Below are 19,863 nucleotides of genomic sequence, written 5' to 3'. Positions count from 1 at the left end.
CGTTGATGTGACAACTTCTCAGCCGTGACGGACGATTCCTGTCCGCACTGAGCTGTCTCCTTCCATACTCGTACGCATTCGGCAACCGCTCAACCGGGGAGCCGTGAGCGAGCGCGCGGGGGACGAGACCGCACCGCATGAGCGAACGATCCGGTGAGTACGGGACGGTGTTCCGGACGGCCGCCGGCCTGGTGCGCGGCAGGGAAGCCGACGCCGGCGGTGTCGTCGCCGTTCCCGGAGTCCCTTACGTCGCCCTGCCGTTCGGCGTCCGGCGCTTCGTCGAGCCGCAGCCCTCGCGGGCCTGGGAGGGGTCCGCGACGGTACGGCGTTCGGGCCCGTAGCCCCGCAGTCGGCGGAGCTTCCCGGGGCGCCACGCGGGCGCCCCGCGGACGAGGACATACTCAGCGTTAACGCATGGCCCCTAGGTGTACGGAGTGTGACGAACTGCCGGTTTCCTTCCGGATCCACGATGGGGCCAGCACCTTCGGGTCCGCCGCGCAGCCCGACGACGACGGCGCCGCGCCTTGCACGTACCGCACTCGTCGTCGTCGGCAGCAACTGCCGTGTGGGGCACGAGGGTTACGGGCACGTGCTCGGCGCCGTCCCGACAACCGCGGGCTGCTCGACCAGGCGGCCGCGCTGTCCCGGGTCCAGGAGAACATCGCGGCGTGCGGCGGCGACCCCACGAACGTCACCCTCGCCGGGCACTCCTCCGGCGGCAGCGCGGTGGTCTGCCCGACGGCCATGGAGCGGACGCGGGGGCTGTTCCGTCGTGCGCCGACGATCCGGTGGCCCCGATCCACGCCCACGCGCCGACGGTCTTCCAGCCCGTCGTGGACGACGAGGCGCTGCCGACTGATCCGCTGACCCCGCTCGGCTCGGGAGCGGCGCGGGACTTCGAGCTGCCGGTGTGCCAGGCGGCGGAGGAACAGTAGTTCCTCCCCACGGTCGGAGCCGTTCGGGAGGTCGCCCCAGAGGCGGCGCTCGCGGAGTTCACGCAGGCGCCGCGGCTCCCCGCCCGCCTGGTCGACGGCTGCGCCGGGACGATGCCGGACGCCCCCGGTCCTCGACCGGTACCTGGCGCCCTTCGGCGACGCGCAGTTCGGCGAGTACACCACCCGGCTCGTGCCCTTCCCGCCGATCTGAGCGCCCAAGTCCGCCCGCCGGCCGCATCGCACCCCCACCGAAGGGCCGGCGCCGCAGTGCGGCGCAGGCCCATCCCCCGCGCCGCACTCCCCAGTTGTGTGTGGCTATTCGGGAGATCGTACGACTCGAACCAGTCTCCACGGACGGCTATCCGATCCACTGGACCAGTGCAGATGTCGAAGTTCAACGCAGCGTAGTCAGCGCCAAGTCAGCACGGGAGTCAACACCGCACCACCGAAACGTGCGGGTTCAGTGCAGCCCGGACACCCCCTCTCCCGGCCCCTCTCGGGTGACGGCAGGGCCGACATCACCGCCCGCGACAAGGCCGGCGTCCTCTGGCTCTACAAGGGCACGGGCGACTACAAGGCGCCGTTCGCGGGCCGTACGAAGATCGGCGGCGGGTGGAACGTCTACGACCGGCTGCTGTCCCTCGGCGACAGCGACGCCGACGGCAAGGTGGACCTGCTGGCCCGGAAGACGACGGGCGAGCTGCTCCGGTACTCGGGCACGGGTAACGCGGCGCGGCCGTTCACTGACCGGTTTCCTTCGTCTCGCGTACGGCGGTACGAATGACCAGCAGGGCGAGTACGACGGTCACGCCGGCAATGCCGGGGCCATGCCCTGTTCATTCATCCGGAGCTGCCGGGCCGCGCGCCGGACTGGTAGATGTCGGGGATTCCGTCCGCGTCGTCGTCGCGTTCTTCGTCTTCCCACAGCTGCTTGTAGATGCGGTTGCGGCGGCGCAGGAGGACGGCGGCGAGCGCTGCGGCGATGAGGGAGCCGACGAGGACGGCGGCCTTGATGTGTTCGGCCTGAGCCGGTTCGGGGAAGGCGAGTTCGCCGATGAGGAGGGCGACGGTGAAGCCGATGCCGGCCAGGGTGGCGAGGCCGAAGACGTCGGCCCAGGCGAGGTCGGGATTGAGCTCGGCGCGGGTGAAGCGCGCGGCGAGGTAGGTGCCCAGGAAGATGCCGAGGATCTTGCCGGCGACGAGGCCGATGACGACGCCGAGGGGTTCGGGGTCGGTGAAGACATGGCCGAGCGCGCTACCCGAGACGCTGACTCCGGCGGCGAAGAGGGCGAACAGCGGGACCGCGATGCCGGCGGACACCGGGTGCAGCAGATGCGAGGCACGGGCTGCGGGTGACGTCTTCTCGCCCTTGTCACGGGTGGTGCGCAGGATCAGGCCCATGGCGACGCCGGCGACGGTGGCGTGGACACCGGAGTTGTACATCAGCGCCCAGGTCGCGAGGCCGAGCGGTACGTACCACCACCAGCCTCGTACCCGGAAGCGCTGGAGCAGGTAAAAGACGACGAGCCCGGCGAAGGCTGCGCCCAGGGCCCAGAAGTTGAGGTCCGAGGTGAAGAAGACGGCGATGATGAGGATGGCGCCGAGGTCGTCGACGACCGCGAGGGTCAGCAGGAACGCGCGCAGCGCGGAGGGCAGGTGGGTGCTGAGGACGGCCAGGACCGCGAGCGCGAAGGCGATGTCCGTGGCCATCGGCACGGCCCAGCCTTCCATGCTGCCGTCGCCGATCGTGACGGTGAGCGCGTAGAGGGCGGCTGGGACGGCCATGCCGCAGAGGGCGGCGACGACGGGCAGCGCGGCGGTGGCGGGGGTGCGCAGTTCGCCGACGACGAACTCGCGTTTCAGCTCGATGCCGGCGACAAGGAAGAAGACGGCGAGCAGGCCGTCGGCGGTCCAGTGGCCGACGGAGAGGTCGAGGCCGAGGGCGGGTATGCCGAAGTGGAAGTCGCGCACGGACTCGTACGCCGCACTCCACGGGCTGTTCGCCCAGGCGAGCGCGACGACAGCCGCGGCGAGGAGGACGAGCCCTCCCACGGTTTCCGTGCGGAGGGCTTCGGTGATCGCCTGCCGTTCGGACCAGGGCAGCAGGCCGAGGATCACCTTGCGTGGGCGTGACTGCGTCATGGGGGGAAGGCCTCCGGGGCGGTTGGCGAGCGGGCACACTGCCCCTCGGACGCCGACCAGACTTCCCGGCACACCAGCGCGTCGCATTGACGCGTTCTTTACACCCTATCGGGCACCGGGGAACGTCGCCAGGGCGTCTCTCAGCTGCCGAGACGGGGTGAAGGGCCCTGCTTCTCACCAAGGCGCGAGGTGAGGGCAGGGCCCTTCGGGAGCCGGGCCGCCGGGGGCGGTCAGACGGTGGTCTTCACCGGCTCCTGGTCGGTGTTCTCGTCCGTGTCGAGGCCGGCGTCACGCCGCTTCACGAAGGCGAGGAAGGTGTTCAGCTCGCGCTTGACGACGGGGGCGAGGAGGTAGAGGCCGATGATGTTGATGACGGCGAGCATGAAGAGCACCGCGTCGGCCATGTCGATCAGCGTCTGCAGGGTGAGCAGGGAGCCCGCGACCGCGAAGAGGGTGTAGAGGACCTTGAAGGTCAGCTCGCTGGTCCTGCTGCGGCCGAAGAGGTGGGTCCAGGCCTTCATGCAGTAGTAGCCCCAGGTCAGCACCGTGGAGATCGCGAACAGCATCACCGCGACGGTGAGGATGTACGGGAACCAGGGCATGACCGTGCCGAAGGCGTCGGAGGTGATGGTGACGCCGCCGATGGACTCGCCGCCGTTACGGAGCTCGACATAGCTGGCGGGGTTGGCGATGACGATGGTCAGGGCGGTCATGGTGCAGATGACGACCGTGTCGATGAACGGCTCCAGCAGGGCGACCAGGCCCTCGCTCGCGGGGTGCTTGGTCTTTACCGCGGAGTGGGCGATCGGGGCGGAGCCCAGGCCGGCCTCGTTGGAGAACGCGGCCCGCTTGAAGCCGATGATCAGCGCGCCCAGGACACCGCCTGCGACGCCTTCGGGGTTGAAGGCGCCCTCGATGATCGTGGAGATCGCGGAGGGGACGGCGGAGGCGTTGACGGCGATGACGACGAGGCAGGCGGCGATGTAGATGCCGGCCATCGCGGGCACGAGCTTGCTGGTGACGGAGGCGATGGAACGGATGCCGCCGAGGAGCACGATGCCCACGAGGGCCGCGATCAGGATCCCGAAGAACAGCGCGCCGGCCGAGGAGCCCAGGGCGCCGTCCTCGCCGCCGGTGACGGAGACGAGCTGCGCGTAGGACTGGTTGACCTGGAAGAGGTTGCCGCCGAAGAGGCCGAAGAACAGGATCATGAAGGACGCGAGGACGGCGAGGACCTTGCCGAGGGTCTTGCCGTTCTTGCCGAAGCGCTCGGCCAGGCCCTTGGGGAGGTAGTGCATGGGGCCGCCGGAGACGGTGCCGTCGGCGTGCACCTCGCGGTACTTCACGCCGAGCGTGACCTCGACGAACTTGGTGGCCATGCCGAGCAGGCCGCACAGGATCATCCAGAACGTGGCGCCCGGGCCGCCGATGGAGACCGCGACGGCCACACCGGCGATGTTGCCGAGTCCGACGGTGCCGGAGACGGCGGCGGTCAGCGCCTGGAAGTGGTTGACCTCGCCGGCCGACCCCTTCTCGTCGTACTTGCCGCGCACGACGTCCACGGCGAGCCGGAACTTGCGCAGCTGGACGAAGCCGAACCAGCCGGTGAAGACCAGACCAGCGACGACGAGCCAGGCGACGATCAGCGGGAGCTGGGTGCCGCCGACGGGCACGGAGTAGAAGACGATCTCGCCGAGCCAGGTGGCTATCGGCTCGAAGAAACCGCTGACCGCCTTGTCGACGGACTGGGTGAGGGAATCGAGTGACACGGTGGGGGACCTCGGAAGCGCAGGACCGGCGCGCGGGAGGCAGCGCCAGTGGGGGTGCGGTCTTTGAGCGAACGCCGTTGTCCGGTCGGCGAGCCGAGGGATCGACGTCCGTGGACGCGGAGCGTGATCATCTCGGTCGGGCTGCCGGTACGTGCCCGGCATCCCGCAGGAAGGGCGAGGGGTGGTGCCATCTGCGGAGTTGCGCATTCCTACCACAGCAGCCCACCCCCACCACGTGACGCACATCACCTTACTTACGGTGATCTACGAAAAGCGCAGGAGCCGTGACGCGACCGTTATCCGGACAGACTTATCCGTTCACCGTGCACTTATTCCCCTGGTCAGGAGCTCGCGACAGGACACTCCTGTCGCCTGGCGGGATGCGGCGGCAGCGGCTCCATCGACCCCCTACCCGCCCTCCGGTCCCCGCGGTGCCTGACGGCCGGCGGTGAAGGGATGCGTGTCGGCATCGGCTTCGGCCGCGTCGGCAAGTGCCTCGGCAGCGGCTTCCGCTGCCTTCGCCGCGTCGTCCGCCGCCTGGGTGGCGGCCCTGTCCTCCGTGGACGTCTCCCGGGTGGCCGGCGACTGGGGCAGCACCTCGTTGAAGGCGCGTGACACCCCTTGCAGCGCGGAGGTGACCTCGCTGGGGATCACCCAGAAGGTGCTGCCCGCGCCCTGGGCGAGCTGGGGCAGCATCTGCATGTACTGGTAGGCGAGGAGCTTGGGGTCCGGGTCGTTGCGGTGCACGGCTTGGAAGACCTCGTCGATGGCTCGGGACTGCCCCTCGGCCTTGAGGATCTCGGCGGTGCGGTTGCCTTCCGCCCGGAGCACGGCGGCCTGCTTGTCCCCCTCGGCAGTCAGGATCTGCGACTGCCGCTGCCCCTCCGCTCCCAGGATCGCCGCCCGCTTGTCGCGCTCGGCACGCATCTGCTTCTCCATCGCGTCCTTGATGGACTGCGGCGGGTCGATGGCCTTGATCTCCACCCGGTTGACCCTCAGTCCCCACTTGCCGGTCGCCTCGTCGAGCACGCCACGGAGCTGGTTGTTGATGGTGTCGCGGGAGGTGAGGGTCTTCTCCAGGTCCATGGAGCCCACGACGTTGCGCAAGGTGGTGACGGTGAGCTGTTCGACGCCCTGCAGGAAGTCGGCGATCTCGTAGGCGGCGGCTCGTGGATCGGTGACCTGGAAGTACAGGACGGTGTCGATCTCGACGACCAGGTTGTCCTCGGTGATGACCGGTTGCGGCCTGAACGAGACCACCTGTTCCCTCAGGTCGATCACCGGATAGACGCGGTCGACGTAGGGGATGACGAGGTTGAGGCCCGGCCTCAGGGTGCGCCGGTAGCGGCCGAGGCGTTCGACGTTGCGGGCCCGGGCCTGCGGCACGATGCGTACCGCCCGTACCACGGTGAACACCGCGAGCGCCGCGAGGATCAGACCGGCTATGAGCAGTCCCGGCACGTCCATGACTCACTCCCGGGGATAGACGACGGCGGTGGCGCCATCGATTTCCATGACGTCGACGGTCGCCCCCGGAGGTATCACCAGCGTCTCGTCGTAGGCGCGGGCCGTCCACTCCTCGCCACCGATGCGGACTCTGCCGCCCAGCCCCGTCACTTCCGACACGACATGGGCGGAGCGGCCCACCAGCGCGTCCGTGCCGAATCGCTCGGCCTGCGGCTTGAGCAGATGGCGCACGGCGACGGGCCGCACGAACAACAGGCTGACCCCGGCAAGAGCGGTGAAGACCACGAGCTGCAAGGGCGGCGAGAGCCCCAGTGCGGCGGTTCCCGCAGTGACCGCCGCGGCGACGCCGAGGATCCCGAGCGCGGCAGTGAGGGTGAAGATCTCCGCCACCGCCAGCGCCCCTGCGGCGATCAACCAGATCAGCCATAGGTCCATGGCCCTCTCCCGGCAGGTACGACTCCACGCAGGACCGAAAATTGCGCCCTTTTGGCGTTTCTACCCCTTTTCGCGAGGGAGCACGCTCAGGCCGGCTCGTCCGCCCACTCCGAGCGCGTTTGGAGGGGGTCGGCCTGCCTCAGCGTTCCCGGTTCTGCCGGTACGTCCTGAGGGCGGGGTTGACGAACAGGTGCACATGACCGCACGACCAGCAGATCAGCCCGGTCGCCGACTCGTTCGCCCACGCCATGTTGAAGAACTCCATCCCCGTGCTGTTCAACAGCACCTCCCGCTTCCGGAACCCGTCGTTGCCACACACCAGGCAGAGGATCGGGTGCTCCCCGATCGCCGCGTGCAAGGGCTTGGCCATTGCTGTCTCGACCCTTCCTGTGTCAGTTCTGGCGGTGGTCGGGAGCGGTGACGTCAGCGGGGTGTGCCGCGTGCCGTCCTGCGGGCCGCGCGAGGAGGTAGCGCGGATCAGTGGCACGGGTGATCGCCGCTTCGACGGCGGTGATGCGGTCGGCCAGTAGGCCGAGGGCGGCGACCGCCCGGGCGAGGGGGTCGTCGGCGGAGCCGCCGAGTGCCTGCGTACGCGTGTGGGCGGCCGATACCTCCGTCCAACGAGCGGCCTGTGTCGGGGTGAGGGTGCCACGGAGTTCGGCGAGCTTGAGGAGGTTGGCCTCGGCTTCGGTGGTGAGGGTCTGGGCCTCTGCCGTGTAGTGGTCGTCGATGACGGCGGCGAGCTCGGCGTCGTTCATGGCCGGTGAGATACGGGCCGCAATCTTGTTCATGGTGCGGTACGACCCCTGGAGCCGGAAGGGCGGTTCGGTGCGGGCCTCGTCGGCGGTGGCAGCCGAGGCGATGTACGCCTCGTTGACGGCGAGCACGGTCTCGCGGGCGGTCTGGAGGTGGCGGAGGACGGCGAGGACCTGGTCGAACTCGGCGGGGGCGTAGGGGTGGGCGAGCCGGTCACGGCGCGCTGTCGGGTCGCCTGCCGCCAGCCTGGCCAGGAGCTCCAGGTCGGTGCGGTCGCGGCCGGCGAGCGGGGCGAGGACGCGGTGGGAGGTGAGGGCGTTCTCGACGAAGCTGAGTGCGAAGGCGTCCTCCTTGCCGGTCAGTACGTCGCCGAGGTTCCACACGTCGGCCCGGTTGGCGAGCATGTCCGGTACGCGGAAGGCCTGTCCTGACTCGGTGTAGGGGTTTCCGGCCATGCAGACGGCGAAGCGCTTGCCCCGCAGGTCGTGCCCGTTCAGGGTCCGGGTGGCGTCGCAGAGGGGGATGAACTTCTGCAGGAACTCCGGTGAGGTGTGCTGGATGTCGTCGACGTACAGCAGGACGTTGTTGGCCGCTGCCAGGGCGAAGGCGATCTTCTCCAGTTCCCGGCGGGCGGTCGCGTCGGGCGCCTCGGCGGGGTCGAGGGAGGTCGTCCGGTGTCCGAGGGCGGGTCCGTCGATCTTGACGAGGAGCAGGCCGAGGCGGTCGGCGACGTACTCGATGAGCGTGGTCTTGCCGTAGCCGGGCGGGGAGAGGAGCAGCAGCAGGCCGTGGGAGTCAGTGCGCTTGGCGTCTCCGGCCGCGCCGAACTGTTTGGCGAGGTTGTCGCCGATGAGGGGGAGGTAGACCTCGTCGACGAGCCGGTTGCGGACGAAGGACGACATGACTCGTGGGCGGTACTCGTCGAGGCGGAGCCGGGCGCGCTCGGTGGCGACGAGTTCCGCGCGCTGCCGCTGGTAGGCACGGAAGGCGGGCACGTCCTGGGACACGAAGATCCGCGTCCTGGCCAGGAAGTCGTCGAGCCTCAGCTCCAGTGCTCGCGCCCGCACGCGGGGGTGGCTGCCGAGGAGGCCGATGACCGTCGTCGTGGTCGGGGCCGCGACCTCGTAGCGGTCGAGTCCGGTGCAGAGTTCGACGGCGACGGCCTCGGCGAGCACGCCCTCGTCGGGCCGTGCCCCGGAGGCCGACGCGTAGGAGGTGAGCCATGCCTCGACGAGCTGTCGCCGCGCGCCCGGCTCCGTGAGGGAGGTGAGGGCGTCGTCGTACGCGGAGGTGCCGACAGCGCGCCGGAACTTGTCGAGCAGAGTCCGCGCTGCCTCCGAGACTGCGAAGCCCGGTGGACCTGAGGCGAGTTCCGCGATCAGGTAGCCGGCGGAGGTCGGGTCGCCGATCTCCTCGGCCAGCTCTTGCCGCAGGCCGTCGAGAGCCGACTCGGTGCCGAAGAGGTCACGGGCCCGGGTCAGAGCGACGGCACGGTGGGTCCACTGGTCGCGGGCGTCGGCCGCGGCGGAGTGGGCCCAGAAGATCTGGGCAGCCGCACGCGCCGCACCTGGGAACCTCAGCAGCCCGGCCCCTTCGCCGAGGACCAGTACCGCTTTCAGGATCATCGCCGCGTCGTGGTCATGGACGCCCCGCTCGTACCCCTCGTCATAGGCGGCCTCTGCCGCTTCCCGTGCGAGCGCGGACAGGTCCTGGCCCGCCAGACCGTCCGCGCCGTGCTCGGACAGCAGTCGTGCGGCCAGGTGTTCGGACCGGTAGACCTCCGGCGATTCGGAGGGCAGGGTCCGGTCCCAGAACGGGCGGGTCGCGGCGAACTCCGGGTCGGTGACGGGCACGCGGTAGTCGGTTCCCGTCAGGGCCAGGGCGAGGGTGTCCTCGTACGGGACGAGGGTCAGCTCAGGGGTCTGCCTGTTGACGGCGAACCGGTGCCGGCCGAGCCGGATGGTGTCGCCGCCGTCGGAGAACAGCTCGGTGCGGTCCCGCAGCGCGCGCCCGGCCTCCTGGCGGGCGGCGCCGAGCCTGCCCTCCAGCTCCTCCGCCCGTACCTGGTGGCCGAGTTCCCGCAGCTCCTCGGCGATGCGCCGGACCTTGGTCACCATGGGGTCGGAGGCGAAGTACGTGTGCACCTCGTCCAGGCCGGTCAGCGTCGTTGTCCGCCGGACGATCGCCTCCAGGACCCGGCCCGCCGAGCCGGCGAGCTGCTCGGCGCGGCGGGCGTGGGCGTCCTGGAGGGACTGCTTGCGGGCGGTGAAAGCGTCGTAGATCTCGGTGCGCTTCTCTGCGATGTCGGCGAGGAAGCCGTCGTGTTCGGCGAAGCGGGACTCCACATTCTCCAGTTGGAGGAGGAGTCGGCCGAGCTGGTCGTCGCAGTGGTCGGGGGTGTCGGCCGCGGCCAGTGCTCCGGTGACGGCCTGGCCGAGCAAGGCGGACTCGGCTGCGAACTCATCCCGGCCCTCTTGGTCGAGGAGCTCGGCGCGACGGGCGACGAGGAGGGCGCGGGCGCGGTTCAGCGCGCCCATGACGTCGGCGATGCGCGTCAGGATCGAGGTGCGTACGGTGGCGTCGCCGATGTCGAGACCGGCGATGATCTCGCTGAGGGTGCGCAGGCCGGCGGTGTGCGTGTCGAGCCGTTCTGCGACCGGGCCCGTCTCGGCGACGGTGGTGACGGCCCCTGCCTCCCCCGCCAGCCGTTCCGCCTCGGTGTGGTGGGCGGTGAAGGCGTCCTCGCGCTGGAGGAAGGCGACGGCCCGCCGGGCGGCCGAGATGATGTCGGCCTCGATGTCCCGGGCGAGGATGTCGATGGCGTCCGTGTCGGCGTAGCGCATCTCCTTCAGGGTCACCAGGTGGCCTTGTGCCTGGCGGAGTTCGGTGATCCGGGAGATCCACTCCTCGGCTGTGGCGGGCGCCTCGCCCCGGACGCGCCTGACCAGTCCACCGATCCGCTGCGTGGACTCCGCGAGTGCCTCTGCGGCCTGCCGGGTGAGGGTCGTCACGGTCTCGAACTCGTCGAGGACCTGCGCGGCGGTGGCCCGGAGCTCGGTCAGCGGAGCGCTCAGGTCTCCGGCTTCCGGGTCACCGAGCCAGTGGTGGACGTCGCCTGCTCTCCCGCAGGCGGCGACGAGTGCCTCGTACACCTCGCCTGCGGGGGTCAGCTCGGTCGCCTGACGGGCGATCGACAGGCAGTCGGCGATCCCCCGGACGAGATCCGCGTTGCCGATACGAGCCAGCGGACCGTCCCCCACGGGAGCCACGTGGGTGTCGGAGACGTACGGCGTCCGCCAGATCTGCACCGGGTGGACCCGGCCGGGCTCACCCGGCTCTCCGCGCAACACGGCCATCGTCCCGTCGTCGAGCAGCGCGTACCCACGGCAGGCGACCGGATTCGCGATCTCCTTGCGGATCAGGTTGTACGGAAGGAGCAGGCTGTGGCCCTCCGCCTGGGCGTGGAAGACGAAGAGGGAATCCTCCCCGTCCGGGGAGCGCACCACCCGGTCGAAGGCCAGCCCCGACGTGTCGGCCCCGAAGGTCTTCACCGCACCGGAGGACAGGCAGTAGCCACCGGGGAACACGATCCCCTCGTCCTCGGGCAGCCGCAGACACGCCTGCCCGATGCCGTCCAGTCTGACCACGGTCCCGGTAAGCGCGTTGAAGACGAGGTGGCGCTTGACCTCTTCCTTGTACGGGCGGACGCGCACCAGGATCAGGGCGCCCACGACCGCGTACGCGACCTCGGCGTCGGCCAGTGCCTGGAGCGGCTCGTCGACCGGCTCCACGTACACGCCCTCGGCCGTCTCGGCGTCGTTCTCCGTCTTGACGGTGAGCGTCCCGCCGACCGTGGAGACGAAGAGGCGGCCGCCGAGTGAGATGTGCGGGTGCCTGCCCTGGACGTGGTCGTCGCGGGTCGTCTCCACCCAGTCGACATCGCGCGAGGGCGGAAAGACATGGTCGCGTTCTCCCAGGGCGTCGAGGAACCGCGTCTCGCCGGACGGCCCGACCGACCAGCGCAGGACGCGGATGTCGTCGGCCTTCCGCCCGGTCCGGAAGACGGCGAGGAGCCGGCCCTCCACGCGCCTCAGCCGGAGCAGGCGCGCGCCTCGGAAGTACCGGTGCAGCGCCGAGAACTCCCGTACGAAACCGGGGTCGTCGAGGAGGCCGGGCACCGCGTCCTCGGACAGCGGGTTCAGGTCCCGGTCGTGAAGGGTGAAGACGTCGGCGACCGACGGCTCGGCGCTCCCCGCGGAGGCCGGGTGGGAGCCGAACAACAGGACGCCGTCCCCGACAGCGGCGACGTCCAGCAGTACCCCGGCACCCTCGGTACGGACGCTGCCGGTGCCGGTGAGAGACAGTCCACCGGAACCGAAGGCGGCGGTACGGGCGGTGTTGAGCGCCTCGGCGCGCCCGGCCAGTTCCCTGGCCTGCGCCGAGAGGCGGTCGCGCAGCACCGCGTACGTGTCCTGGTCGATTCCGGTGCTCATGTCGATCCGCTCCTTGTCCCGTGATGGATGCGGGTCCGGCGCCGACAACCCCCGTATGCCGGCACCGGACCCGCTGTGACCGCTCCCCCCGGGGCGGTCAGTTCGTGACCGCGCCGTTCAGCGCGGCGGTCTCGGCCGGGGCCGCGGTGGCAGGGCCTGGTACGGGCGCGTCGAGCACGCCGGACTTCATGACCTTCGCCAGCAGGGCGGAGACGCTGAGGTTCTGGACGTCGCCGCTGGAGAGCGAGCCGAGCACCTTGGTGAGGTCCTCGGTGAAGGAACCCTCGCCGTTCAGCCAGGGCCCGGCGAGTGCCTGCGCGGTCTGGGAGTGGTCCATGAAGCCGTCGACGGACTTGCCGAGGGCGATCGACTGCACGAGCCGGTCGAGGAAGACCGACTCCCCGCCGACGATGTTGATGTCGGCGTGCTCCAGACCGGTGGCGAGCACGGTGGCCTGCGCCTCGGCCACCTGGCGCTGCACGTCGAGGCCGGCGAGCCGGATCTCCTTCTCCGCCTCCAGGCGGAGCCGGTACTCCTCGTGGGTGCGGGAGGCCTCGTCGAGCGCGGCCATCGCCGCCGCCTTCTCCGTCAGACCGGCGGCCTCGGCCTTCAGCTTCTCGCCGATCGCGGTCGCCTCGGCAAGCGCCTTCTCCCGGGTGCCGACGGCCTCGGCACGCAGTCGTGCCTCGGTGGCCTCGGCCTCCGCGCGACCCGTCTTCTCGATCGCGTCGGCCTCCTTCTCCCGGACCTGCACTGCCGCGAGCCCCTCGGCGGCAACTTCCGCCTGTACTCCCTCCGCGAGGCGGATCTTGGCGCGGGCGTCCAGATCCGCGGCCTTGTTGCGGGCCTCTGCGAGCGTGAGTTCCTCGGCGGCGCGGTGCACGGCGGTCTGCTCGGCCGCCTCAGCCGCCTTGATGTCCTTGACCAGCTTCTCCTGCGCCTCCGCCTCGGCGGCGATGACGATCGCCTGCCGGGTGCGCTCGGCCTCCTCGACCGTACGGAGCCGCTTGATGGACTCCTCCTGCTCGGCGACCGTCCGGTCCACCGCGATCCGCTCGCGGATCACCTCGGCGATGTCCCGGCGCTCGGCCTCGACCTCCTTCTCGGCGGAGATCCGGGTCAGTTCGGTCTCCCGGTCGCGGGCGATGACTTCGAGGAGACGGTCCTTCTCGATCCGCTCGTTCTCGACGGCGATGACCCGCTCGCGGTTCTTCTGGGCAACCGCGACCTCACGGGCCTGGTTCTCACGCTGGATCCCGAGCTGCTCCTCGGTCTTGAGGAAGGCGCTCTGTGCCCGCAGCCGCTCCTCCTCGACGACCCGAGCGGTCTCGGCCTCCTCCCGGGCCCGTACGGTGTCGACCTCGCGCTTCTGCTTGATCTCCGCGTCGGCCTGGCGCCGCTCCAGCTCCAGGATCGCCTCGCGGGCGTCGACGTTCTGCCGGGTGATCTCCTTCTGCTCGTGCTGACGGAACTCGTTCGTCCGGACGTTCTCGACCGCGGTCAGCTCGGTGATCTTGCGGATGCCCTGGGCGTCGAGGATGTTGCCGGGGTCGAGCTGGGCGAGCGGAGTCTGCTCCAGGTAGTCGATGGCCGCGTCCTCCAGGCTGTAGCCGTTGAGGTCGATGCCGATGATCTCGATGATCCGGAAGCGGAGCTCCTCGCGCTTGGTGTAGAGGTCGGTGAAGTCGAGCTGCTTGCCGACGGTCTTGAGCGCCTCGGAGAACTTGGCGTTGAACAGCTCCTGCAGCGTCTCCTTGTCGCTGGCGCGGGCGGTGCCAATGGCCTGCGCGACCTTGATGACGTCCTCGACGGTCTTGTTGACCCGGACGAAGAACGAGATCCGGATGTCGGCGCGGATGTTGTCCCGGCAGATCAGACCGTCGCGGCCCGTCCGGGAGATCTCGATGGTCTTCACCGAGATGTCCATGACCTCGGCCTTGTGCAGGACGGGCAGGACGACCTGCCCGGTGAAGGTGACGTCGACCTTCCGCATCTTGGAGACGATCAGCGCCTTGCCCTGCTCCACCTTGCGGAACAGCCGGCTGACCGCGAAGAGCAGCGTGAGGGTGACGAGCAGGACAACGGCGACGAGCACGCCGATGCCCACGGTGATGGCATCCATGAGAAACCCCGTGTCGATGGAAGAAGCAGGAGCCGCAGCTCGGGCGGTGTGATGGGAGGGCGAGCCCCGAATGGCGGGCAGGCCCGAAAGGAGTGCTACCTGCGTCGCCGTGTGCGTACAGGCGCGCGGTGCTGTCCGAAGGCGGCGGCTCGGTGCAGCTCGGGTGGCCCCGGCGGACCGGGGACGTCCTGCCGGGACGGCCCGGGTTCATCGGGGAACAGCTTCGCCAGCGGCCGCACGAGTCGCCGGGTCACCCACCATGACGTGACGGGAGCGAGTACGAACAGGGCGAGCGAGAGCGCAGCGAACAGGGGACGCGGCCCATCGAAGAGGCCGAGGAGTACGGATCCGGTGACGCTCACGATCCAGCCGGCCACGATGAACACGGAGGCCGCCACCGAGACAGGTACCCGGCCGAAGCGCAGAGCCTCCGTGTCCACGTCGCCGTCGAAACAGTCGCGCCTCAGGGCACCGAACAGCACCAGCAGCCAGTACATCGCCACGGCGAGCACGGCCGCGCTGAACGACAGCGAGGGGAAGCCGAAGGCGGCGTTCAGGAACTCCCCCATGGCTATCCCCCTGACACGTCTCGGTTTCCGCTTCCCGGCATCATGGCCACGGCCGTGTCCTCCGGTGGAGCCATCCTGAAGCAGAAGCCCCCTCTTCTGCATTGCCGTAACCAGGCAGTCTTTGACGTCTTCTTGATGCCGGTTGCAGGCCCCGGCGGATGGCGTGTCAGTCTTGGCCTCCGCGCGTCGAAGGGCCCTGTGGGTTCCGTACCCTGCCATGCTCGATGTCCCGTATGAGCTCGACGAGCATGTTGCCTGGCTGCTGTACGAGCGCCGCCGGGCCCGCATGAAGCCCCGACCGGGCGGGGGCGAGAGCGCCGCGGCGAGAGCTGTGGGGGGCGACCAGTCGCCGGCCCCGTCGCCCGCTACACGATCCGGATCGACGTCGCCCCCTGCTCCGGCGGCCCTGAACGCTCCCGAACCGCTGTCGGGCCCGCCCTCTGGTCCGGAGCGAACTCGCGTTCACCGCGACCTGCCTCGGAGGGTGGTGGTGTCACCGGGGGCGAGCCGGTCGCCCGACTCGTCCCACGGGACACCATCGAGGATCGAAGGCCTATGAACTGCTGCCTCGAACAGAGCAGTTCGAGAGCGGGAACGGCACCGGCGGGCAGCCTCTCAAGCTGCCCGTAGACCGTGGTCTCGGCGAAGAGAATGCCGCGTTCTACCGCAGGATCCCCACGTCGGGTGGCGGGACGACCTTCGCCACAGGGGCCGTACGTCGTCCAGCCATACGCGGTAGACGCTGTCGAACCAGCCGTCTGTCAGCTCGGTCGGCGTCCGAGGCCGGACCCCCCCAGCAGGCTGTCCCTCGCACGTGGGCAGCCCAGATCACCTCAGCCTACTCGGCGTGTCTGTCCGTTACCGCCTTCAGGGCGGCCGCCGCTTGGGTCACCTCCTCCGGCGTCTTCACAACGAGCCGGGCGTCTCGCGCCGTGCGGATGGCGTCGGAGAGTTCTCCGGCGTCGGGGCTGGGCGGCGTGGTGGACGTCACCCGGTCCAGGACGATCTGCGCCTCCGCGATCGCCACGTCGATGGGCGTGGTGTTCGCCGCATACGTGATCTCGACCGTGCGGAGCCCGTCGAGTACGCAACTGTTCCGCATGAACATGCGCCAGAGGAGGCCGCTTCGGTGGTTCTCGATCGACACCAGGGCGGCGCCCTTGTCGAGTGCGAACTCCTCGTCCGAGACCCACTCGGGCTCCTCGAAGTTCAGCGCGTTCAGGAACCCGTACGTCCCCCACGTCTCGGGGTAGTTGTAGTAGCAGTTGTTCAGCACGCGGGTGACCGCCTCGGGGTCCATAGCGAGTGACCCGCCGGCGCCGTCCGGGGAGACCGTGCCGTCGTTCTCGTGGCTGGCGTTGGCGTACCCGGAGGGCGGCGCGCCGACCTTCGAGCTGTACTTTCCGGTCGGTGTCATACACGCGCTCATACCCCACATGTCGGGGCCGAACGTCTGGAACCCGTGCTCCCGGGCGGCGTACTCCTTGTGCGTCTTGGTGGCCAGGACGGCGTTTCTCCACCAGTCGACGCCCTCCCTGTCCTTCGAGTGGCGGAGGTCGGCGAAGATCTCCGCGAACTGGTACGTGAACAGCGATCCGAACCAGGTGTTGATGAGAGGCGGGTAGGTTTCGCCGTAGGCGGCCTCGTGTCGCTCGAAGTCGTAGAACATCTCCTTGCCGACCGCGTGGCCCGGTGTCGGCGAGCCGGCGCCGAGCACGTACATCAGCTTGGCTTCGGACGAGAACGTCCAGTGGTACTTGAAGCCGGCGATGTTGTCGAAGTAGCTCATGTAGTACTGGTTCTTGCTCGCGTCGACGAACGAGGCCCAGTTGATTCTGCTGTAGAGCTCGTCGGCCTTCGCCTTGACCTCGCCACCGAAGTACTCGCCGGCGACGATCACGCCGTTGAGCATGAGCTGTGTGTCGATGAGGCCGACTTCGCTCCGGCCCGCGTCCTCCCAGCACCACACCGCGCCGCTGTTGCGGTCGTAGTAGTGGTACAGAACGCCGAACCGGTGCTCCAGTCGAAGCAGCGTGTTCAGTGTCGCGAGCGCGCGCGCCTCGGCCTCCGCGCGTGACTTCCACCCTCGTTCGGCACCGACGACCAGCGCCGCCAGGCCGAACCCGGTACCAGAGGTACTGGTGGGCTCAGGAGCGGTCGGATTGGTGGGATCGTGCCTGCTGGTCGCCTCACTGACGAGGCCGAAGCCTCTGCTCCCCTGCTGGGTGTTGGCCAGCTCCCAGAAGTAGTCGAAGCTCTTCCTCGCCTCGCGCTCGAGCACCGTCTCGGCTCGGAGCGGGGCGTACGGTTCGTACTCACCGCAGCGGACGCGGCGCGGGTCAAGACGGGCACCCGGGTCTCGGTCGAGCTCCCGGACGGCACGCGGGCACCGGGCAAGGTGTCCTCGGTCGGCAGGACCGCCACGACGGGTGACGATCCACAGGACCGCACCCCGAAGATCGACCTCACCGTCTCCTTCGACAACCCGAAGAAGATCAAGGGCGTCAATCAGGCACCGGTGGTCGTCCACCTCACCGGAGAGACCCACAGAAACGTTCTCTCCGTCCCCGTCACCGCGCTGCTCGCCCTGCCGGGCGGCGGCTTCGGCGTCCAGGTCGTGGAGAACGGCACGACCAGGGACGTCGACGTCGAACTCGGGATGTTCGGGCAGGGCCGCGTCGAGATCAGCGGCAGCGGGCTCCGCGAGGGCATGAAGGTCGGGGTGCCGTCACCATGAGCACGGTCGTACGGCTCCACGGAGTCACCAAGGAGTACGCGGGCGGCGTACGCGCCCTCGACGCGGTGGACCTGCACGTCGGCGAGGGGGAACTGCTCGGTATCGTCGGCCCGTCCGGCTCCGGCAAGTCCACGCTGCTGCACATCGTCGGCACCCTGGACCGGCCCAGCGCCGGGACGGTCGAGATCGCCGGCCACGACGTGGCCTCACTCACCGACCGGCGGCTGTCGGCCCTGCGTGCCCGCCACATCGGCTTCGTCTTCCAGGCCTTCCACCTGGTGCCCGGGGTCGGCGCGCTGGAGAACGTCGCCGAGGGGCTGCTGTACTCGGGACTCCCCCGGTCCCGGCGCCGGACGATGGCCGCCGAGGCGCTCGCCCGGGTCGGGCTCGCCGACCGGATGACGCACCGGCCGCACGAGCTGTCCGGCGGGCAGAAACAGCGCGTCGCCATCGCGCGCGCGGTGGTCGGGGAACCCGATCTGCTGCTGGCGGACGAGCCGACCGGCGCACTGGACTCGGCGTCGGGGGAGGCGGTGATGGGCCTGCTGCACGACCTCAACGCTCAGGGAGCGACGATCGCGGTCATCACCCACGACACGGAGATCGCGGAACGGCTGCCCCGGCAGGTCCGCATCCGTGACGGCAGGATCGTGGCGGACACGGCGCTCGGAAGGGTCGCCGTCTGATGCCGCGCGCACGCAGGCCGCTGAGGGCCGCGCGGCTCGGGCCCCGCGACGTCCTCCACGTCGGCTCGGCCGGGCTGCGGAGCCGCCCCGTGCGAGTGGTGCTGTCGGCGCTCGGCATCGCCATCGGGATCGCGACGATGATCGCCGTGGTGGGCATCTCGGCGTCCAGCAAGGAACAGCTGATGCGCCGGCTCCACACGCTCGGGACGAACATGCTGGTCGCCAAACCGGGCAAGGACATGTTCGGCGGCGAGGAGATCAGACTCCCGAAGGACGCGGTGGGCATGGTCCGCCGGATCCACGGTGTCGAGGACGTCGGCGCGACCGGGGAGCTCCCGCACTCGGTCCGGCGCTCCGAGAAGGTACCCAAGGGCGATACCGGCGGCATCGCGGTGAAGGCCGCCACGGAGGGGATGCTCGACGTGCTGCGCGGCAGCATGGCCGCCGGCACCTGGCTGAACAGCGCCAACAGTCGTTATCCGTCCGTCGTCCTCGGCCATGTGGCGGCCGAGCGCCTCGGCATCACCGAGCCGGGCCGACAGGTCTGGATCGACGACCGGTACTTCACCGTGGTCGGCATCCTCGACCCGCTGCCGCTCTCGCCGGAGATCGAGCGCTCGGCCCTGCTGGGCTGGGAGGGCGCCCGGAAGGTGCTCGGCTTCGACGGGCATCCGACGGCGGTGTACGAGCGGTCCACGGACGCCTCCGTACGCACGGTGCAGAAGCTGCTCGCCCCGACGATCGACCCGCGCAATCCGCACCACGTGGCGGTCGGGGACCCGTCCTCCGCCCTCCAGGCGAAGGCGGCGACCGAGGGGGCCTTCTCCTCGCTGCTGCTCGGCCTCGGCGGGATCGCGCTCCTGGTGGGCGGTGTCGGTGTCGCCAACACCATGATCATCTCGGTGCTCGAACGCCGCCACGAGATCGGTCTTCGGCGCTCCCTCGGCGCGACCAGGGGCCAGATCAGGATCCAGTTCGTGACCGAGTCCCTGATGCTGTCTGGTCTCGGCGGCCTGGCGGGTGCGGCCTTGGGCGGGGCAGCGACGGGTGTGTACGCGTCGACGGGCGGGTTGCCCTGGGTGGTGCCGCCGTGGGCGGTGGGCGGCGGCATGGGGGCGACGCTGGTGATCGGTACGGTGGCTGGCCTGTATCCGGCGGTACGGGCGTCCCGCCTGTCGCCGACGCTGGCGCTCCAGGCGTAGGGGCGCTCGGCGTAACCCGCCCCGCCTCCGGAACTGCCTCCCGGAGGCGGGGCGGCGCCGTCGCCCCCACCCACCTCGGAGCAAGAAGATCTGAGCGCACTTCCCGGGTGCTGCACTCGAGTTCAGGGCACAACGACATGCACCTCCCGGTGCGAAGGCCCGCGGCTACTTCTTCCAACGAACCCGCCGCAGGCCGACATTGATCTCGGGAGGCACAGCATCGGGGACTTGTCCGGCCGATCATGTGACTACTCCGTGTCCGGGTCGTTCCCGCGGGCAGAGAGCGGGGCGATCCGAGTGCGCCCGACACCTTCCACCAGGGCACGGGCGGGGCCCTGATGCTCGACAGCGGCACGGCCTCGGCCCCGCTCGTGGCGGTGCTGACGGCCGCCGGGCTGCCGGTCTAGCCGCGCGACGACATGCTGCTGGTCCAGCACGCCAAGCTGCTGATGAACCTCAACAACGCGGTGAACGCGCTGTCCGGCCTCCCGCTGCGGGAACAACTGAGCGCGCGCCCGTAGCGGGCGTGCCTCACTCTGTGCCAGGAGGA

The 19,863-nt window shown here is 69.9% G+C and carries 14 protein-coding genes and 2 pseudogenes; 7 read left to right on the top strand and 9 right to left on the bottom strand.

The annotated features are described in order from the left end of the window. The first annotated feature begins 137 nt into the window (after nucleotides 1–137). The 4 genes and pseudogenes from ACFWWU_RS07595 (at nucleotide 138) to ACFWWU_RS07580 (ending at nucleotide 1,719) form a co-directional block, all read left to right on the top strand. Nucleotides 138–341: a carboxylesterase family protein gene (locus ACFWWU_RS07595; RefSeq protein WP_384140366.1), complete on the top strand. Its 204-nt coding sequence runs from the start codon at nucleotides 138–140 to the stop codon at nucleotides 339–341. Nucleotides 342–414: 73 nt separating this feature from the next. After that, nucleotides 415–717: pseudogene (locus tag ACFWWU_RS07590) on the top strand (carboxylesterase family protein); the annotation flags it as partial. Between the two features lie 71 nt (nucleotides 718–788). Beyond that, the gene (locus ACFWWU_RS07585; RefSeq protein ID WP_384140693.1) at nucleotides 789–935 is read left to right on the top strand and encodes a hypothetical protein; all 147 of its coding nucleotides are present in this window, start codon (nucleotides 789–791) and stop codon (nucleotides 933–935) included. Between the two features lie 463 nt (nucleotides 936–1,398). Beyond that, nucleotides 1,399–1,719 (top strand): FG-GAP repeat domain-containing protein, encoded by a 321-nt coding sequence (locus tag ACFWWU_RS07580; protein WP_384140363.1) that lies wholly within the window; start codon nucleotides 1,399–1,401, stop codon nucleotides 1,717–1,719. 56 nt (nucleotides 1,720–1,775) lie between these two features. On the opposite strand, the gene nhaA is transcribed toward ACFWWU_RS07580, so the two are convergent. The 9 genes from nhaA to ACFWWU_RS07535 form a co-directional block, all read right to left on the bottom strand. Beyond that, nucleotides 1,776–3,077: a Na+/H+ antiporter NhaA gene (gene nhaA / locus ACFWWU_RS07575; RefSeq protein ID WP_384140360.1), complete on the bottom strand. Its 1,302-nt coding sequence runs from the start codon at nucleotides 3,075–3,077 to the stop codon at nucleotides 1,776–1,778. Between the two features lie 230 nt (nucleotides 3,078–3,307). Then, a complete protein-coding gene (locus ACFWWU_RS07570) occupies nucleotides 3,308–4,846 on the bottom strand; it encodes an alanine/glycine:cation symporter family protein (protein WP_384140357.1) in 1,539 nt (512 codons plus the stop codon). 408 nt (nucleotides 4,847–5,254) lie between these two features. Beyond that, nucleotides 5,255–6,313, bottom strand: a complete 1,059-nt coding sequence (locus tag ACFWWU_RS07565) for an SPFH domain-containing protein (RefSeq protein ID WP_384140354.1) — start codon at nucleotides 6,311–6,313, stop codon at nucleotides 5,255–5,257. 3 nt (nucleotides 6,314–6,316) lie between these two features. Continuing rightward, entirely contained in the window at nucleotides 6,317–6,748 is a 432-nt protein-coding gene (locus ACFWWU_RS07560) for an NfeD family protein (RefSeq protein ID WP_384140351.1), read from the bottom strand. A 139-nt stretch (nucleotides 6,749–6,887) separates the two neighbouring features. Then, on the bottom strand, nucleotides 6,888–7,118 hold the full coding sequence (locus ACFWWU_RS07555) for a hypothetical protein (RefSeq protein ID WP_384140349.1): 231 nt from the start codon (nucleotides 7,116–7,118) through the stop codon (nucleotides 6,888–6,890). 22 nt (nucleotides 7,119–7,140) lie between these two features. Next, a complete protein-coding gene (locus ACFWWU_RS07550) occupies nucleotides 7,141–11,997 on the bottom strand; it encodes a DNA repair ATPase (RefSeq protein ID WP_384140346.1) in 4,857 nt (1,618 codons plus the stop codon). Between the two features lie 97 nt (nucleotides 11,998–12,094). After that, nucleotides 12,095–14,119, bottom strand: a complete 2,025-nt coding sequence (locus ACFWWU_RS07545) for a flotillin family protein (protein ID WP_384140343.1) — start codon at nucleotides 14,117–14,119, stop codon at nucleotides 12,095–12,097. Between the two features lie 95 nt (nucleotides 14,120–14,214). Beyond that, the gene (locus ACFWWU_RS07540) at nucleotides 14,215–14,688 is read right to left on the bottom strand and encodes a hypothetical protein (RefSeq protein ID WP_384140340.1); all 474 of its coding nucleotides are present in this window, start codon (nucleotides 14,686–14,688) and stop codon (nucleotides 14,215–14,217) included. An 838-nt stretch (nucleotides 14,689–15,526) separates the two neighbouring features. Further along, the gene (locus tag ACFWWU_RS07535; RefSeq protein WP_384140338.1) at nucleotides 15,527–16,969 is read right to left on the bottom strand and encodes a glucoamylase family protein; all 1,443 of its coding nucleotides are present in this window, start codon (nucleotides 16,967–16,969) and stop codon (nucleotides 15,527–15,529) included. A gap of 6 nt (nucleotides 16,970–16,975) precedes the next feature. On the opposite strand from ACFWWU_RS07535, the pseudogene ACFWWU_RS07530 reads away from it, so the two are divergent. The 3 genes and pseudogenes from ACFWWU_RS07530 to ACFWWU_RS07520 form a co-directional block, all read left to right on the top strand. After that, nucleotides 16,976–17,425 (top strand): annotated as a pseudogene (locus ACFWWU_RS07530) (efflux RND transporter periplasmic adaptor subunit); the annotation flags it as partial. Then, nucleotides 17,422–18,111, top strand: coding sequence for an ABC transporter ATP-binding protein (locus ACFWWU_RS07525; protein ID WP_384140335.1), 690 nt, complete (start codon nucleotides 17,422–17,424; stop codon nucleotides 18,109–18,111). The pseudogene ACFWWU_RS07530 and the gene ACFWWU_RS07525, both read left to right, overlap by 4 nt. Next, nucleotides 18,111–19,313 carry an ABC transporter permease gene (locus ACFWWU_RS07520; protein ID WP_384140332.1) on the top strand — a complete coding sequence of 401 codons (1,203 nt, stop codon included), beginning with the start codon at nucleotides 18,111–18,113 and terminating at the stop codon, nucleotides 19,311–19,313. Before ACFWWU_RS07525 ends, ACFWWU_RS07520 begins: the two co-directional genes overlap by 1 nt. Nucleotides 19,314–19,863: the final 550 nt, after the last annotated feature.

It is taken from the genome of Streptomyces sp. NPDC058650 (genome assembly GCF_042717315.1).
Classification (GTDB): Bacteria; Actinomycetota; Actinomycetes; order Streptomycetales; family Streptomycetaceae; genus Streptomyces.
The sequence above is the reverse complement of the archived record's forward strand: the minus strand, read 5'-3'. Positions and strand labels throughout refer to the sequence as shown.

What these genes read in the sequence shown, in the direction of transcription:
- ACFWWU_RS07545 (WP_384140343.1), bottom strand. Translation starts at nt 14,119, where the DNA reads ATGGATGCCATCACCGTGGGCATCGGCGTGCTCGTCGCCGTTGTCCTG.
- ACFWWU_RS07595 (WP_384140366.1), top strand. Translation starts at nt 138, where the DNA reads ATGAGCGAACGATCCGGTGAGTACGGGACGGTGTTCCGGACGGCCGCC.
- ACFWWU_RS07555 (WP_384140349.1), bottom strand. Translation starts at nt 7,118, where the DNA reads ATGGCCAAGCCCTTGCACGCGGCGATCGGGGAGCACCCGATCCTCTGC.
- ACFWWU_RS07565 (WP_384140354.1), bottom strand. Translation starts at nt 6,313, where the DNA reads ATGGACGTGCCGGGACTGCTCATAGCCGGTCTGATCCTCGCGGCGCTC.
- ACFWWU_RS07560 (WP_384140351.1), bottom strand. Translation starts at nt 6,748, where the DNA reads ATGGACCTATGGCTGATCTGGTTGATCGCCGCAGGGGCGCTGGCGGTG.
- ACFWWU_RS07525 (WP_384140335.1), top strand. Translation starts at nt 17,422, where the DNA reads ATGAGCACGGTCGTACGGCTCCACGGAGTCACCAAGGAGTACGCGGGC.
- ACFWWU_RS07540 (WP_384140340.1), bottom strand. Translation starts at nt 14,688, where the DNA reads ATGGGGGAGTTCCTGAACGCCGCCTTCGGCTTCCCCTCGCTGTCGTTC.
- ACFWWU_RS07550 (WP_384140346.1), bottom strand. Translation starts at nt 11,997, where the DNA reads ATGAGCACCGGAATCGACCAGGACACGTACGCGGTGCTGCGCGACCGC.
- nhaA (WP_384140360.1), bottom strand. Translation starts at nt 3,077, where the DNA reads ATGACGCAGTCACGCCCACGCAAGGTGATCCTCGGCCTGCTGCCCTGG.
- ACFWWU_RS07520 (WP_384140332.1), top strand. Translation starts at nt 18,111, where the DNA reads ATGCCGCGCGCACGCAGGCCGCTGAGGGCCGCGCGGCTCGGGCCCCGC.